Annotated in this window: 12 protein-coding genes; 5 read left to right on the top strand and 7 right to left on the bottom strand. The window is 47.1% G+C overall.

Going from position 1 to position 16,290, the window contains the following annotated elements:
• Positions 1–23: 23 nt before the first annotated feature.
• Both cphA (VC159_RS03985) and cphA (VC159_RS03980) read left to right on the top strand, forming a co-directional pair.
• Positions 24–2,216 (top strand): cyanophycin synthetase, encoded by a 2,193-nt coding sequence (gene cphA / locus VC159_RS03985; RefSeq protein WP_323472799.1) that lies wholly within the window; start codon positions 24–26, stop codon positions 2,214–2,216.
• Positions 2,217–4,787, top strand: coding sequence for a cyanophycin synthetase (gene cphA, locus VC159_RS03980; RefSeq protein ID WP_323472798.1), 2,571 nt, complete (start codon positions 2,217–2,219; stop codon positions 4,785–4,787).
• 65 nt (positions 4,788–4,852) lie between these two features.
• On the opposite strand, the gene VC159_RS03975 is transcribed toward cphA (VC159_RS03980), so the two are convergent.
• Complete coding sequence (locus VC159_RS03975; RefSeq protein ID WP_323472797.1) at positions 4,853–5,851, bottom strand: class 1 fructose-bisphosphatase; 999 nt, start codon at positions 5,849–5,851, stop codon at positions 4,853–4,855.
• Positions 5,852–6,020: 169 nt separating this feature from the next.
• On the opposite strand from VC159_RS03975, the gene VC159_RS03970 reads away from it, so the two are divergent.
• Positions 6,021–6,224, top strand: coding sequence for a type II toxin-antitoxin system VapB family antitoxin (locus VC159_RS03970; protein WP_215320319.1), 204 nt, complete (start codon positions 6,021–6,023; stop codon positions 6,222–6,224).
• A 390-nt stretch (positions 6,225–6,614) separates the two neighbouring features.
• Here the strand turns inward: VC159_RS03970 and pepN are convergent, their stop codons facing one another.
• The 5 genes from pepN to VC159_RS03945 form a co-directional block, all read right to left on the bottom strand.
• On the bottom strand, positions 6,615–9,224 hold the full coding sequence (gene pepN, locus VC159_RS03965) for an aminopeptidase N (protein ID WP_323472796.1): 2,610 nt from the start codon (positions 9,222–9,224) through the stop codon (positions 6,615–6,617).
• Positions 9,225–9,269: 45 nt separating this feature from the next.
• On the bottom strand, positions 9,270–9,845 hold the full coding sequence (locus VC159_RS03960; protein WP_215357400.1) for a TMEM165/GDT1 family protein: 576 nt from the start codon (positions 9,843–9,845) through the stop codon (positions 9,270–9,272).
• 87 nt (positions 9,846–9,932) lie between these two features.
• Complete coding sequence (gene ald / locus VC159_RS03955; protein ID WP_323472795.1) at positions 9,933–11,051, bottom strand: alanine dehydrogenase; 1,119 nt, start codon at positions 11,049–11,051, stop codon at positions 9,933–9,935.
• A gap of 12 nt (positions 11,052–11,063) precedes the next feature.
• On the bottom strand, positions 11,064–12,446 hold the full coding sequence (locus VC159_RS03950; protein ID WP_323472794.1) for an amino acid permease: 1,383 nt from the start codon (positions 12,444–12,446) through the stop codon (positions 11,064–11,066).
• A 245-nt stretch (positions 12,447–12,691) separates the two neighbouring features.
• Complete coding sequence (locus VC159_RS03945; protein ID WP_323472793.1) at positions 12,692–13,441, bottom strand: tRNA threonylcarbamoyladenosine dehydratase; 750 nt, start codon at positions 13,439–13,441, stop codon at positions 12,692–12,694.
• Between the two features lie 22 nt (positions 13,442–13,463).
• On the opposite strand from VC159_RS03945, the gene pdxH reads away from it, so the two are divergent.
• Positions 13,464–14,099 (top strand): pyridoxamine 5'-phosphate oxidase, encoded by a 636-nt coding sequence (gene pdxH / locus VC159_RS03940; RefSeq protein ID WP_323472792.1) that lies wholly within the window; start codon positions 13,464–13,466, stop codon positions 14,097–14,099.
• Between the two features lie 13 nt (positions 14,100–14,112).
• On the opposite strand, the gene msrA is transcribed toward pdxH, so the two are convergent.
• Complete coding sequence (gene msrA, locus VC159_RS03935) at positions 14,113–14,685, bottom strand: peptide-methionine (S)-S-oxide reductase MsrA (protein ID WP_323472791.1); 573 nt, start codon at positions 14,683–14,685, stop codon at positions 14,113–14,115.
• A gap of 49 nt (positions 14,686–14,734) precedes the next feature.
• Between msrA and VC159_RS03930 the strand changes: the two genes are divergently transcribed.
• A complete protein-coding gene (locus VC159_RS03930; protein ID WP_323472790.1) occupies positions 14,735–16,132 on the top strand; it encodes a coniferyl aldehyde dehydrogenase in 1,398 nt (465 codons plus the stop codon).
• The last annotated feature ends 158 nt before the right edge of the window (positions 16,133–16,290 follow it).

Below are 16,290 nucleotides of genomic sequence, written 5' to 3'. Positions count from 1 at the left end.
CGCCGGCCATCGCAACACTGCATATGCCCCAATTACTAGATAAATCCATCGAGATTCTGAGCGTTAAGCATCTCCGTGGTCCCAATATGTGGACTTACCATCCCGTAATTGAGGTTTGGCTCGATATTGGCGATTTAGAGGACTACCCGTCTAACCTGATTCCTGGCTTTTATGAACGCTTAGTCAAAGCTCTTCCAAGCCTCGTTGAACATCGCTGTAGTTATGGCGAAACTGGCGGATTTTTAAAGCGCGTTGAAGAAGGCACCTGGCCTGCTCACATTCTCGAACACTTAACTCTTGAGTTACAAAACTTAGCCGGTATCCCTGGCGGTTTTGGTAAGGCACGTGACGGCGATAGGCGTGGTGTTTACAAAGTGATGGTTAGCGCAATCAATGAGGAGGTCACACTCACCGCTCTCAAATATGCGCGTGATCTTTATTTAGCTCTAGCGCAAGACAATGCTGACTGCGTTGCTCTTGTGCAAACCATCATCGAAAATTTACGTGACCTTGGTGATGATCTTTTGCTGGGTCCAAGTACGGCATGCATTGTGAATGCAGCAGAAGAGCGTGGCATTCCATCGATTCGTTTATCTGAAGGTAACTTGGTTCAACTGGGTTACGGTGCTAAACAACGCCGCATCTGGACAGCAGAGACCGATCAAACAAGCGCAATTGCGGAAACTATTTCTCGTGACAAAGATTTAACCAAAAGCTTGCTTCGTAGCGCCGGAGTTCCAACACCTGAAGGTAGAACCGTTACTAGCCCTGATGATGCTTGGGAAGCGGCACAAGATATTGGCTTGCCAGTAGTAGTGAAGCCAATTGATGGGAATCACGGTCGCGGCGTATTTATCAACCTTTATACCCAACAAGAAATTGAAGCAGCTTATGCCGTTGCCATTGATGAAGGTAGCGAGGTTTTAGTTGAGCGTCACATTGTTGGTGATGAGCATCGCTTGCTAGTTGTAGGCAACAAAGTAGTTGCTGCGGCAAAAGGTGAAACTGTATGGGTCACTGGTGATGGCAAACATACTGTTCATGAACTGATTCAAATACAGATTAATTCTGATCCACGTCGCGGTACTGCAGAAGAACACCCTCTTAATCCTGTACGTATTGATTCTGCAGTAGAACTTGAACTGGCACGTCAGCAACTAAAAGGTGGCAGTGTTCCTGCAATAGATCACAAAGTACTCATTCAAAGCAACGGCAACGTGGCATTTGATGTTACTGATTTAATTCATCCCGATGTTGCCAGCCAAGTAGCCTTAGCAGCTCGTGTTGTTGGTCTTGAAATTGCCGGTGTTGATTTAGTAGCGCAGGACATTAGCAAACCATTGGCAGATCAAAACGCCGCCATTGTTGAAGTCAATGCGGGCCCCGGCCTACTAATGCATCTAAAGCCTGCCAGCGGCAAACCACAACCTGTTGGCAAAGAGATTGCAAATCACCTCTTCCCACCCGGAGTGGATTTCCGTATTCCGGTAGTTGGTATCTGTGGCGAACGTGGCAAGACCCCTGTTGCCGAAATGATTGCCCATTTCTTACGCCTAACGAATGTCTATGTTGGCCTGTCTTGCAGTAAAGGCCTCTTCTTTGGTAACCGCGCTATTCCAAACTCCAATGCATCAAATTGGGAGAATGCCCGACGCACCCTACTTAATCGCGCGGTAGAGGCAGTTGTAATTGAAAACAATCATCTGTCAATGTTGATAGAAGGATTGGCCTACGATCGCTGTCAAGTGGGTGTTGTTCTCAATGTGGATCCAACAGCCAACTTCCCGCAATACGCAATTTATGATGAAGACCAAGTCTTCAGCGTTGTACGCACCCAGGTTGATGTCGTTCTTCCTACCGGTGTTGCCGTACTCAATGCTGATGATCCAATGTGCGTACAAATGGCCGAGCTTTGTGATGGTCAGGTGATTTTCTTTAGCGAGAATTCGGACTCTGAGATTGTCAAATCCCACTTAGCAAACGGTGGTCGCGCAGTTGTCATTGGCAAACAGCAAATTACCCTGAAGTCTGGAAAGCTGGATCAGAAATCCATTCCTGTGCCACGTCACTCTGAAGCCAACCACTCTACTCCTTGGAAGACCATGAATTTAGGTGCGGCTATAGCAGCAGCCTGGGCTCTTGAAATTCCATTCAACGTTATCGAAGCAGGCGCAGAAACATTCGTGCCTGATGCCACTACTGCTACAGGGGCTTAATTGGAAATTACCCGTATTCGCATGTTGCGCGGCCCAAATTTATGGAGCCGCCACACCGCTTTAGAAGCGATTGTTTCTTGTGATGAGTCTGAACGCTCAATCGATTCTATCCCTCAATTTGAAACTAAGATTCGTGAGCGCTTCCCTCAACTAGGCAGCATGCGTCGCGGCGGGCACAATGAGGTACTTTCTTTAGCTCACGCTCTTGAGCATGCGGCGCTTGGACTTCAAGCGCAAGCGGGTTGCCCCGTCACCTTTAGTCGCACAGTACAAACAGTCGATACTGGTGTTTATCAAGTCGTAGTGGAATATACCGAAGAAGTAGTTGGTCGCATGGCTTTTGACTTTGGTTTTGCTTTGATTCAAGCCACCCTCAACGATGCACCATTTGATCTTGCTGCCGCCCTCTCAGAGTTAGAAGCTCTTTACGAAGACGTTCGCCTTGGACCAAGTACTGGATCCATTGTTGATGCAGCAGTACAGCGCAACATCCCCTACCGCCGGATGACCGAAGGCAGCATGGTGCAGTTTGGTTGGGGTAGCAAACAGAAGCGCATTCAAGCTGCAGAGACTAGCGACACCAGCGCGATTGCTGAGGCGATTGCTCAGGATAAAGAACTCACCAAGAACTTACTTGCCGCTGCCGGCGTATCCGTTCCCATTGGTGAAGTAGTTACCACTGCAGACGATGCTTGGCGTGCCGCTCAAAAAATTGGTGGTCCGATTGTTTTAAAGCCGAAAGATGGCAACCAAGGCAAAGGCGTTGTTGCCAATATTCAAACCGAAGAAGAAGTCCGCGCTGGCTTTATTGTGACCCAAGCCTTTGGTCGGGAAACCATTGTTGAGCGCTATCTCCCTGGTGCAGACTATCGCTTGCTCGTCGTTGGCAACCGCCTCTCAGCCGCTGCTCGTCGTGAGCCAGCACAAGTTGTTGGTGATGGCAGTCACACCGTTGCCGAACTCGTTGAAATCGAGAATAAAAATCCATTGCGTGGCGATGGCCATGCAACAGCTTTAACTAAGATTCGCTTTGATGACATTGCCATGGCGCATCTGGCAAGCTCTGGCCTCACTCCACAATACGTGCCCAAGACTGGCGAACGCGTTTTACTCCGCAATAACGCCAATCTCAGTACCGGCGGAACCGCTACTGATGTTACTGACGATGTTCATCCAGACGTGGCAGCAAGTGCAGTGGCTGCCGCCCAGATGATTGGACTCGATATTGCTGGTGTAGATATCCTTTGTGAAAACATCTACAAGCCATTGGAACAACAAGGTGGCGGTATTGTTGAAGTCAATGCCGCACCTGGTTTACGTATGCATCTCAAGCCTTCGTATGGCAAAGGACGCCCCGTTGGCGAAGACATCATCAATATGATGTTCCCACTAGGTGAAGATGGTCGCATTCCAGTGGTGGCGGTAACCGGTACAAACGGCAAAACCACTACCGTTCGCTTGATTTCTCATTTATTAAATGAAACTGGCCTACGTGTTGGCATGACAGGAACTGATGGCGTTTACATCAATCATCGCCTTATCGATACCGGTGATTGCAGCGGACCTAAGAGTGCCCGAAATGTCCTGATGCACCCAGATGTAGATGCAGCTGTACTTGAAACTGCTCGCGGTGGAATGCTCCGCGAAGGTCTTGGCTTTGATCGTTGCGAAGTTGCGGTTGTAACCAATATTGGCGAAGGTGATCACTTAGGCCTTAATTACATCACCAGCGTTGAAGATTTAGCCATTCTCAAGCGCGTGATTGTGCAAAACGTTGCCCCAACCGGTGCCGCAGTGCTCAATGCAGCAGACCCAATGGTTGTGAAGATGGGCGACAAGTGTTCTGGTCGAGTGATTTTCTTTGCCCAAAATCAACATCACCCAGTCATTGCCGCTCATCGCGCCAAGAATAAAAAAGTCATTTATTTTGATGGCACCTACATTGTTGCCTCCAAGGGATCGCGTGTGATGTATCGCTTCCCCGTAAGCGAAATTCCCCTGACCCAAAATGGCGTACTGGGCTTCCAAATTGAAAATGCCATGGCAGCGATTGGCGCAGCCTGGGCCCTTGGTCTTGATGCCGAAAAGATTGCGCGCGGTTTACATAGCTTTGAAAGCGATCCCAATTCAGTGCCGGGACGCTTTAATCAATTCCAACACAATGGCGCCACCGTCATTGCTGACTACGGCCATAACCCCGATGCTATGCGCGCTCTTACTAGCGCAGTTGAGGCCATGAAACCCAAGAAGAGCCATGTGGTTATTAGTGGTGCAGGTGATCGCCGTGACGAAGATATCCGTGATCTAACCCGTATCTTGGGCAACTCATTTGACAACGTCATTCTTTATCAAGATGCTTGCCAGCGTGGTCGTGAAGATGGTGAGGTATTAAAGCTATTGCAAGAAGGCTTAGTTGGCGCCACTAAGGCCAAACAAGTCAAAGAGATTCATGGTGAATTCAAGGCCATTGATACAGCACTAAATGATCTTGCTGCAGGCGATATTTGCTTGATTCTGATTGACCAAGTGGAAGAGTCACTTGCTTACCTTAAGCAACAAGTAAGACCTTAAGAACAACTTTTGCCAATAAAAAACCCAATCAATCGATTGGGTTTTTTATTATGAAGTGAGATTAATTATGCGTGATAGTGCACGATGCGATCAATCTCTTCTTTTGAGCCCAGCATCACAGAAACTCGCTCATGCAAGTCTGTTGGCTGCAAATCCATAATGAGATCCGTTCCATTAGTAGATGCACCACCCGCCTGCTCTACCAGGAAACTCATTGGATTGGCTTCGTACATCAGGCGCAACTTACCTGGCTTGTGTGGTTCACGCTGATCCCATGGGTACATAAATACCCCGCCACGAGATAAAACACGATGCACATCCGCAACCATGGAAGCAATCCAACGCATATTGAAATCCTTGTCACGCGTGCCACTCACGCCTGCCAAGCACTCTTCAACATAACGACGAACTGGGTCAGCCCAGTGGCGCATATTGGACATATTGATTGCAAACTCTTTGGTTGAATGAGAAATCTTTACCACATCCTTGATGAGCAGAAACTCACCAGTCACTTTATTCAAAGTAAACATCACCACACCATCACCCAGGGTCAAGGCCATCGTAGTTTGAGGGCCATACACTACATAACCCGCAGCAACTTGATGACGACCTGACAACAAAAAGTCAGAGGTCTGTAATGGTGCATTCGGGTCTTGTTTCTTGAGCACTGAAAAAATAGTTCCAATCGACACGTTCACATCAATATTAGATGAGCCATCCAGTGGATCAAACAGTAGCAAGTAGTCACCTGTGCCCTGGACTGGAACTGGGAGCTCCATTTCTTCCGAAGCTAAACCTGCGAGTGATTTACAACCCTTTACGCCGTCGATCAGCAAATCGTTTGCAATGATGTCGAGCTTTTGCTGAACTTCACCCTGCACGTTGCCAGTGCCTGCGGAACCCAACAAGCCAATCAAGGCGCCCTGCGCTACTTCATGACTGAGAGTTGAGCAGGTGTTAACAACCGCGGTCAGCAAATCTTGCAATCCAACCGGGATAGCAGCACCAGCCGGCTTTGTGGAGGCTAAATATTGCTTGAAATTGATATGGGTACTTGAGGACAAAGGTATTTCTCCAAAGCTCTATTGAAATTAAGGTCTATTTTGCCTTGTTCCGAATGCCAACCTCAAAATATTGATATTTCCCATCTAAATGATCATTTGGGCACTAAACCACTCTAATTTTGATGTTATTTTAGATGTTATAATGCATCAATAATGATGAGGGATATATATGAGAACTACTGTCACGATTGACGACGATCTATATCAAAGAGGTTTGGATCTTGCTGACCCTGATATGGATAAAGCTGATCTCTTTAGGGAGGCCATTAACGTATTCATAAGAGTTCAAGTTGCTAAGAGGTTGGTAGCATTGGGTGGTAAATCACCTCAGATGAAGGCTATTCCTCGCCGCAAACCGAAGGATGGCCAGTAATCATGACCATGGTTTTAGTTGACACATCAGTCTGGGTAGCTCACTTTAGAAAGTCAAATGTATCTTTCGAAGCTCTACTACTAAATGACCAAATACTGTGTCATCCCCTAATCCAAATAGAATTAGCCTGCGGATCACCCCCATCGCCACGCTCTAAAACCTTGGGCTATATTAAAAAATTACGACAAGCAACTATAGCCACCCCTTATGAAATATTGGAGTTTATTGAAAAGCATCAACTCCAAGAGTCTGGATGTGGGGCTATTGATGTGTCACTCCTTACATCAACTCTGCTTTCAGAAAATGCCCAGCTTTGGACTCTGGATAAGAGCCTAGAAAAGCTTGCAATTCGATTGGGTATTTCGTACGGCAATAAGCTCCATTAACTTCTTAGTTACCCAGCGCCTTTCCAATCACTTCCCTCACATCTGGAGAGAGTGTTGGGCATGCAGAAACACGCTCTAGAGCCGCTTTCATATGATCTTGATAGGGTTGGGCAAATAAACGCCAGCGGTCCAGCGCTCTTGCAAGACGAGCCGCTACCTGAGGATTGATGGGATCAAGAGCTAATACGCTATCGGCCCAGAACTCATAACCACTGCCATCCGCCTGATGAAAGCTAGCAGGGTTGTTAGCGCAGAATGAATGAATCACGCTGCGAACTCGGTTTGGATTATTTAACTTGAATGCAGGATGCTCACGAAGTTTCTTCACCTCAGTAAGGGTGGAGTCAAGGCCGTCAACAGGAGGGCGACTGGATTGCAAGCCAAACCACTTATCGATGACCAAAGCATCGTTAGCAAATCGATTGTAAAAATCAATTAAGCAATCTTTAGCTTGTTTTGCACCATGTACCACTAATGCAGATAAGGCTGCATAACGGTCAGTCATATTGTCGGCAATTTGATATTGATTGGCTGCCATTGGCGCCCATACTGCTGGCGCCGCCTCCAGCAACATACTCAATGCTAGATTTTTCAGGGCACGCATACCAGCATCTACCCCATCAGACTTAAATGGTCCAGGTGTTTGCATCTGCTGATACAAGGCGGCCCACTCAAGTTGCAACTGTTTCGCAATCTCTTTGCGGAAAGCGCGTCGCGCAGTAAATATCTTCTGAGGATCAACGCTCGTGCATTGCTCATACAAATAAGACTCTGCAGGCAGCGTTAAAGCCAGATCCTTAAAGGCGGGATCCAAATTAGGGTCTAGCAAAATATTGCGATACGCCTCAATCAGTTTGTCATCTGGCAAACGATTATTTAAGATCATTTGCATCGCTAACTTCTGACCAGCCTCCCAACGATTAAATGCATCATCATCGCTTGAGAATAAAGTGAGAAGATCTGCCTCGGATTGCTTGAAGTCTAAATTAATCGGTGCAGAGAAGTTGCGATTAATTGAAAGCACTGGTCGCTCATCAATATGGTCAAAAGTCCAAGTTTGAGTTTCTTGCGTCAACTCCAATAACTGCTCTGCTTGGTCATTAGCCTTTGTAATTAAGCGCATCTTCAATGGAATATGAAAGGGCTTCTTCTCCGGCTGACCCGGACTAGGCGCACAGCTTTGTGTCAGCGTCAGTTGGTACTGTTTTTTGGCGGCGTCATAGTGCTCTTGCACCTTAACCCTTGGGGTGCCTGCCTGGCTGTACCAATTCTTAAACTGAGTCAGGTCCTTGCCATTGGCGTCTGCCATCGCAGCCAAGAAATCATCACAGGTAACCGCCTGACCATCATGGCGCTTAAAGTAGAGATCCATTCCTTTGCGGAAGCCGTCTTTACCCAAAAGAGTTTGATACATCCTAACAACTTCTGAACCCTTCTCATAGACAGTAACGGTATAGAAGTTATTGATTTCTTGATACTCATCCGGGCGAATCGGATGCGCCATCGGGCCTGCATCTTCAGGAAATTGCAATTGACGAAGCAAGCGAACATCTTCAATTCGCTTCACTGCCCTACCGGATTCACTACCCATTTGATCAGCAGAAAACTCTTGATCTCTAAATACAGTCAAACCCTCTTTCAGGGATAACTGAAACCAATCCTGGCAAGTGACACGGTTACCTGTCCAATTATGGAAGTATTCATGCGCAACGACACTCTCAATATTGGCAAAGTCTGCATCTGTAGCAGTCTCTGGCTGAGCAAGAACAAACTTGGTATTGAAAATATTCAAACCCTTGTTTTCCATTGCGCCCATATTGAAGTCACTTACGGCCACAATCATAAAACGCTCTAAATCTAACTCCAATCCAAAACGCTTTTCATCCCAATGAATAGAGGCAATTAGGGAGTCCATGGCATGTCGAGTCTTCTTGAGGTCATGCGGCTCAACCCAGATCTGCAGTAGCTTCTTAGCGCCGCTACTAGTGGTAATAGTTTCTTCAATGCATTCCAACTTACCAGCAACCAAGGCAAACAAATAGGATGGCTTAGGAAACGGATCTTCCCAAGTAGCGCTATGCCATCCATTAGGTAGTTTTTCTGTAGTCAGTAAGTTGCCATTGGATAACAGCACCGGGCACTCTGTTTCGCGCGCACGCAATGTCACGCGATAACGCGCCATCACATCTGGGCGATCCAAGAAGTAAGTAATCTTTCTAAAACCCTCTGCTTCACATTGAGTGAAAAAGTTCCCATTGGAGACATACAAGCCCATCAGAGTAGTATTTTTCTCGGGGACGCAAACGCAAATAATTTCTACGACAAACTTTTCTTTACCTTCATTTGGCAACGAATGAATTGTCAGCGTTTCTGGAGTTAACTCAAAATGACGATGAGATTCACCATTGATGCGCAAACTAACAAACTCGAGCTCTTGCCCGACCAAAACCAAGGGGGCTCCTGCCTTAAAACTTTTGCCTGGCAAAACCTCAATACGACTTTTCACAATGGTTCGCGCTGGGTCTAGAGCAATATCGAGTTCGACTTGATCAAAGGTATATACAGGCGGGAGGTATTCGAGCCTACGAAAGCTCTGGGGAAGATCAGTTTTCATGAGCCTATTTTAAGTCTTGGCTGGCAGACAGGTTGGCTCGCTATCTCAGGCCCATATCAGGGTAGCCAAGCCAATTGCAATAAAGGTGACGGCTGCCACTGCATGCACCCACTTAATGGGCACACGTTTCGTGAATTTCTGACCAATCCAGACGGCGGGGGCATTTGCCAGCATCATCCCCAATGTGGTGCCAACCGTTACGGAGAATACGTCCTCGTAACGGGCGCCTAAGGCAATGGTCGCTATTTGCGTCTTATCGCCCATCTCGGCCAAAAAGAACAAGCCTACCGTGAGCAAAAATACTTGGAGAGCCCTATCAGTTACCCTAGAGCCAGCTGCATCATCGATATGATCTGGCACAAGTAACCATAAGCCGATTCCTAAAAAACTCAAACCTAAAATCCAACGCATCACATCTGGCGACACTAAAGTCGTAAGCCAATGACCTAATAATGCAGCACAGGCATGATTAGCAATAGTGGCAATAAAGATGCCTGCAATGATCGCTAATGCTTGCTTGGGATAGCGAGCCGCAAGCATTAATGAAAGCAATTGGGTTTTATCCCCCATCTCTGCTAGGGCAACTACCCCGGCAGAGAGGGTTAAGGCTGAAAAATCCATAAATGATGTGGGTCCAGTAAGTTTTGCGTATCAGAGATAGTTTAAATCCTAGCGCTCACTAGACCCACTCATTTTGGAAATATATTGCTATGCCACTAAAAGCTCCTCAGCCAGCGCATAGTCTAGGCCCTGAGCCATTGCAACTGGCTTTGATGTCAACACCCCTTTGTGCACATTCAAACCATTGCGCAAGTGATGATCAATTGAGAGCGCTTTCATCACCCCCCGGTTTGCCAAAGCCTCAACAAACGGATAAGTCGCGTTGGTTAAAGCAAAGGTAGATGTTCTTGCAACTGCTCCGGGCATATTGGCAACGCAATAATGAATCACGCCATCCACCACAAAGGTTGGGTCTGCATGCGTCGTCGGCTTGGATGTTTCAAAACAGCCGCCTTGATCAATAGCGACATCCACCACAACCGAACCCGGCTTCATTGTTTTAATCATGTCGCGCGTAACCAACTTGGGAGCTGCTGCTCCAGGTAGCAAAACTGCTCCAATCACGACATCAGCTTCACACACTTCTTGTTCAATTAATAGGCTGTCAGAGTAAAAAGTTCTGACGCAATTACCATAGAACATATCGATCTGACGCAAGCGATCAATATCACGATCAAAGATGCAAACATCAGCCCCCATACCGACTGCCATTTGCAAAGCGTTACGGCCCACCACCCCGCCGCCCAGAATGACAATCTTTGCCGGCGATACGCCAGGTACACCTGCCATCAATACACCCAAGCCACCATTGGTTTTTTCTAAATGCGATGCAGCTGCCTGGATGGACATACGACCCGCTACTTCACTCATGGGCGCCAATAGAGGGAGAGCACCATTCATAGCAGTCACTGTTTCATAGGCAATGCAGGTAGCGCCTGATTGCAACAAAGCTTTTGTCTGCCTCGGATCTGGTGCTAAGTGTAAATAGGTAAACAAAATTTGATCCTCGCGCAACATGGCGCATTCTTGCGCCTGAGGCTCTTTGACTTTGACAATCATCTCCGCTCTTTGAAACACTTCTGCTGCACTATTGACCAGGTTTGCACCGGCAAGCCGATAAGACTCATCCGTTAAGCCGATTTGCTCACCTGCTCCTCTCTGAATCAGGACAGAATGTCCCTGCTTGCAAAGTCCGCTGACATTACCCGGGGTTAATCCCACCCGGAACTCATTATTTTTTACCTCTTGAGGCACACCAATAATCATTACCTTCTCCTGTTATTTAAAGTCACGCTGGTTTGCTGTTGTGCGATGTAAACCCACGGCATAAAACATTGCGAGATACACGCCTAATAAACACGGCCCCACTATGAGTGCGATCCGTGCATCCTCATGAAAGCCCATCAACACCACCACTAATCCGATGAATGCCAGAGCGAACCATGAGGAATAAGGCCACCAAGGAGCGCGATATCCTAACTCCGCCACTTGGGATTTGGATAGCGAGCGACGGAATTTGATCTGTGTAATCAAGATCGCGATCCAAACCATTAAGCCAATAAAGGTCACTGCAGCCATCATGTATTGGAAGGCTTTGTCAGGTACGAAGTAGTTCAGCACTACACCTGACATACAGACTCCGACTGTAGTCATCACCGCTCGATGAGGAACGCCATACTTTGAAAGCTTTGAAAAAGATCTAGGAGCGTAGCCGTTAGACGATAAGGAGTACAACAAGCGTCCACCGCTAAAGATACCGGCATTACAAGAAGAAAGTGCTGCCGTGATCACGACAAAATTAATTAAGCCAGCTGCCTCTCGCAAGCCCAGCCTCTCAAACATCACCACAAATGGACTGCCTTGCTGCCCAACTTGATTCCAAGGAAAGATTGCCAAAATAACCAGGATGGCGCCCATGTAAAAAATCAGAATGCGCCAAGCCAAAGAATCAATGGCCATCGGAATGGTTTTTTGTGGGTTCTCAGCCTCGCCCGCAGAAAGACCAATCATTTCTATACCAACATAAGCAAACAAGACCATTTGCAATGAGAGCAACATTCCACTAATGCCATTTGGAAGGAAGCCACCGTGCTGCCATAAATTACTGAGGCCAATGGGCTGCCAATCATTCGTAAAACCAAACAAGATAACCGAACCTCCCAGTGCAATCATGGCGACAATCGCCACCACTTTGATCAGGGCAAACCAAAACTCAAACTCCCCAAATACCTTTACGGCAATCAGATTGATTAAGCCCATCATCACAATGGAGGACAGTGCCCAAATCCACTGCGGCGTTTCAGGAAACCAAATGCTCATGTAGATGCCAACCGCTGTTACTTCAGCAATTCCAACCACGATCCAATAAGTCCAGTATCCCCAGCCCACCATATACCCCGCCAATGGACCTACATAGGTATTGGCGTAGGCTGCGAAAGAACCCGCTACAGGTTCATGCACCGCCATCTCACCAAGTGTCCGCAAGACAATGAAAGCAACAATACCTGCGAGCAAATAACCTAGAAGAATGGATGGGCCCGCTATTTGAATTGCACTTGCTGACCCCAGAAATAATCCAACGCCGATCGTTGAGCCTAAGGCCATCAAACGAATATGCCGTACTTTGAGATGGCGCTTTAAGCCAGTGTGTTCAGTCTGCAAGAGAGACCTCCTTTCGATTTGTCGTTGGCGATTTACCAACGGAGCAAAGTCTAGGGAGGACTGGCGATCAGTGCTAGGGGAGAGAAATTACTAAAGTGCTTAAATAAATAAATCTATTTACGTAAATAGTGAAATGTCTTTTAAATCAATGCAGAGTTTGAAATAAATTATTTCTGATTGCAAAAGAATCAGTAATTTCCTACAGGGAATCCCCTTAAGGATTTACAGTCATTTATGAGAAAAACTTACTGTGCAGCGATGAGATTCAGAATTTCTGCGGCAGCTGCAAGCCCACAAGCAGCCGTTACCATCACGGTAGAGCCATAGCCCGAGCAGGCCAGACCTCCGCTGGAAGCCCCCGCTCGTGGTTCATGCGAGTAGATCGCACGAATGCCAATTTTTTTCTTCAGATTTCTGGAGAACCCATGATCTTGTCTGAGTCCTTGGCGAACCTTAGCCAATAAAGCATCTTGTTCAGTACGAGAAAGATCTTCGCAGCGCACCGATGTGGGATCTGACTTCCCTCCAGCGGCGCCACACATAACTAAAGCACGATTATTTTTCACGGCCCACACTGATAAAGCAATTTTGGTTTGTACTGAATCGGTCGCGTCTAATACCAATGCATTTTCTGGAATAAGTCGATCTAAGTTTTCTGGCTCCAAAAATTCATCACAAGCAGTCAAATTGATCTCTGGATTAATTTGCAGAATGCGCTCCTTCATCGCCTCGACTTTTGCTTTGCCGAACTGCCCTTCTATGGCGTGCAGCTGTCGATTGGTATTGCTTTCGGAGATATGATCAAAATCAATGATGACAAGGTGCCCGACACCCGTACGAGCTAAGGCCTCTGCCGCCCAGGACCCAACACCCCCTAGACCAGCCACCACTACCGTTGCATTCAGAAAGCGCTCGCGCAGTTCTGGCCCATAGAGTCGTGAGACCCCGCCAAAACGACGATTTTCTAAGCTGCCCTCTACCTTGTCTTCTGCCATAGCTTCTCTTTATACTGAATAAATGGACTCCATTGCACAACTTCGCAAAAACTATACCTTTGGTCAGCTCTCAGAGACCGAGGTCCCCCAAGACCCGCTTCAGCTTTTCAAGCTTTGGTTTGATCAGGCGGTGAAAGCAGAATGTCCTGAACCCAACTCCATGACCTTGGCAACGGCTAACCAAGCTGGCAATCCATCAGCCCGTATTGTCTTACTAAAAGGCGCAGACCAAAACGGCTTCACCTTTTTTACTAACTACGAGAGTCAAAAAGGCAAAGACTTGGCTATCCGCCCTCAAGCAGCCCTCCTCTTCCATTGGCATGAATTAGAGCGCCAGGTACGTATTCAGGGTGTTGTTGAACGGGTTAGCGCAGCCGAAAGCGATGAGTATTTCCATTCTCGCCCAGCCGCCTCCAGAATTGGTGCCTGGGCCTCGCCTCAGAGCACTGCCATCCCAAACCGTGAATTCTTAGAAGAAGCGGAAAAGCGTTTTAAGACAGAGTTTGGTGATACTCCTCCACGCCCAGAGCATTGGGGTGGTTACCGCCTACGTCCTACTGAAATTGAATTCTGGCAGGGACGCCCATCTAGATTGCATGACCGCATGCACTACAAACTAGAAGGTGCCGACTGGCGAGTGAATCGCCTAGCACCCTAGAGACTGCTAACCCTCAGGAATATTGTGGCGCTATGAGCGATTTAAATTTCGCTCTAAATTTAGCCAACTTAGGCGCGACTACCGCCATGCAATATCCTTGATTCGGATGCTGCTGAAAATAATTCTGGTGATAGTCTTCTGCGGGATAAATGGTTGGCACAGCATCGATCTGCGTCACCACTGGATTAGCATAGATTTTTGAATCCTCAAGTTCTTGCACAACCTCGTGCGCAATCTTGAACTGCCCTTCACTATGCGTAAAAATCACCGAGCGATATTGCGTGCCATGATCATTGCCTTGATAGTTCAAGGTAGTCGGATCATGAATCACGAAAAAGATTTCTAATAAATCCCTAAATGAAACAATTTGCGGATCAAACAAGATGTCGACAATTTCGGCATGGCCAGATACACCCGTGCAAACAGCCTCATACGTCGGATTAGGTCTAGCGCCACCGGCATAGCCAGAAACCACCGACCGAACTCCAGAAATTTGCTGGTAAACCGCTTCCAAACACCAAAAACAGCCCCCACCCAAGGTGGCACGCTCTAAAAGAGGTTCTTTTTTATCTAAATTTGTTTCCATGGCTTTATCCTAATGCCATATTCCAATACCTGCCAACTATTAATAGACTATGAATCGCTTCACTATCCAGCTCGATGAAATGAAAGCAGCCTACGCTGCAGAACCAAACCCCACCCTCGAAGTGAGACTGGATCGAATTGCTCGCATTGAAAAAATGATTGAGGCAAATGAAGAAAAAATCTGCAAAGCCCTCGAGGCTGACTTTGGGGTGCGCCACCCAGTAGAAACGAGACTTGCTGAATGCCAGATGATTTATCAGGCTTGCAAGTACACCCGCAAGCATCTCAAAGAATGGATGAAGCCTGAGCAAAGAGAAGTTCCAACACACATGGGCGCCTCGCAGGCTTGGGTTCAAAGTCAATCACTAGGCGTAGTTGGCATTCTGAGTCCATGGAACTATCCGGTTCAATTAGCGCTCATTCCAGCAATCGCCGCTTTTGCTGCTGGTAATCGCGTTTGGCTCAAGCCATCTGAGCGTAGCTCACGCACCTCAGGTTTTGTTGCCAGCCTCATTCAAGAATATTTCCACCCTAGCGAGTTCTGTGCCACTACCGGCGGCCCAGAAGTAGCCGAGCAATTTTCGGCGCTGCCTTTTAATCATCTTTTCTTCACTGGCTCAGGCGCTATTGGTAAAAAAGTGATGCGTGCTGCCGCTGAAAATCTCACACCAGTCACTTTGGAGCTTGGCGGCACAACACCCGTCATCATTGATAAGAGCGCCAAACTCAAAGATGCTGCTGCATCCATTGCTTACGGCAAATTACTGAACGGCGGTCAAACCTGTATTGCCCCTGACTATGTTTTGCTAGAACCAAGCATTCAAGAAGAATTTATTCAAGAATTACAAACTGCAGCTCAAACCCAATTTAGCAACCCTCAAGAACTGACGGGCCCTATTGATGAGCGCCAACTGGAATACTGGCAGCATCTAGTCAGCAACGCTCTAGACCGTGGTGCAAAAGTGATTCCTTTGCTCAATAACCCTGGTGCTGGCGCAAGACCATTCGAGCCTATTGCATTGATCAACGTTCCGCCGGAAGCCCGAATTCTTCATGAAGAAATCTTTGGACCAATACTGCCGATCGTGACTGTTGCAGATACCTCGGCAGCGATTGCTTATGTCAACAACAAACCCAATCCCTTGGCTCTATATTGGTTTGGCAAAGACAAAAAGAATATGAAGCGTGTTTTAAATGAAACGTGCTCTGGTGGCGTCACCATAAATGACACGCTTCTACATATCACCATTGAAGATCTTCCTTTTGGTGGAGTAGGTGCGAGTGGCATGGGAAGTTATCACGGCAAAGCAGGCTTTAATACCTTCAGTCATCAAAAGTCGATCCTGGAAGTGCGCGGCTTCTTTGGTTTAAACCTTTTCAAGGGAACTAAAACAGCGCGCCCTCCATATGGAAAAATGACTGAGTGGCTTTTGCGTTATCTCAAATAAAGAGATAAACAAGCAATACTTCTATTACTAAGCTCAGAAGATGAAGCTTTAAACCTCTATTTCTGAATTAAGTCGGGAAAACCCTTGTAATCGAGTGCTGAAAATGCCATAATAGGAGGCTTTTTTAAAGCAATTTGATTCATCGCCCCCCAGCTCTA

Source organism: Polynucleobacter sp. JS-JIR-II-c23 (genome assembly GCF_035011225.1).
Classification (GTDB): Bacteria; Pseudomonadota; Gammaproteobacteria; order Burkholderiales; family Burkholderiaceae; genus Polynucleobacter.
This window is presented reverse-complemented; position numbering and strand designations above follow the sequence as displayed.

Bases quoted from the DNA above. Each gene is read 5' to 3' on its own strand.
- cphA (WP_323472799.1), top strand. From the start codon at position 24: ATGCCCCAATTACTAGATAAATCCATCGAGATTCTGAGCGTTAAGCAT.
- VC159_RS03970 (WP_215320319.1), top strand. From the start codon at position 6,021: ATGAGAACTACTGTCACGATTGACGACGATCTATATCAAAGAGGTTTG.
- pepN (WP_323472796.1), bottom strand. From the start codon at position 9,224: ATGAAAACTGATCTTCCCCAGAGCTTTCGTAGGCTCGAATACCTCCCG.
- VC159_RS03960 (WP_215357400.1), bottom strand. From the start codon at position 9,845: ATGGATTTTTCAGCCTTAACCCTCTCTGCCGGGGTAGTTGCCCTAGCA.
- ald (WP_323472795.1), bottom strand. From the start codon at position 11,051: ATGATTATTGGTGTGCCTCAAGAGGTAAAAAATAATGAGTTCCGGGTG.
- VC159_RS03945 (WP_323472793.1), bottom strand. From the start codon at position 13,441: ATGGCAGAAGACAAGGTAGAGGGCAGCTTAGAAAATCGTCGTTTTGGC.
- pdxH (WP_323472792.1), top strand. From the start codon at position 13,464: ATGGACTCCATTGCACAACTTCGCAAAAACTATACCTTTGGTCAGCTC.
- msrA (WP_323472791.1), bottom strand. From the start codon at position 14,685: ATGGAAACAAATTTAGATAAAAAAGAACCTCTTTTAGAGCGTGCCACC.
- VC159_RS03930 (WP_323472790.1), top strand. From the start codon at position 14,735: ATGAATCGCTTCACTATCCAGCTCGATGAAATGAAAGCAGCCTACGCT.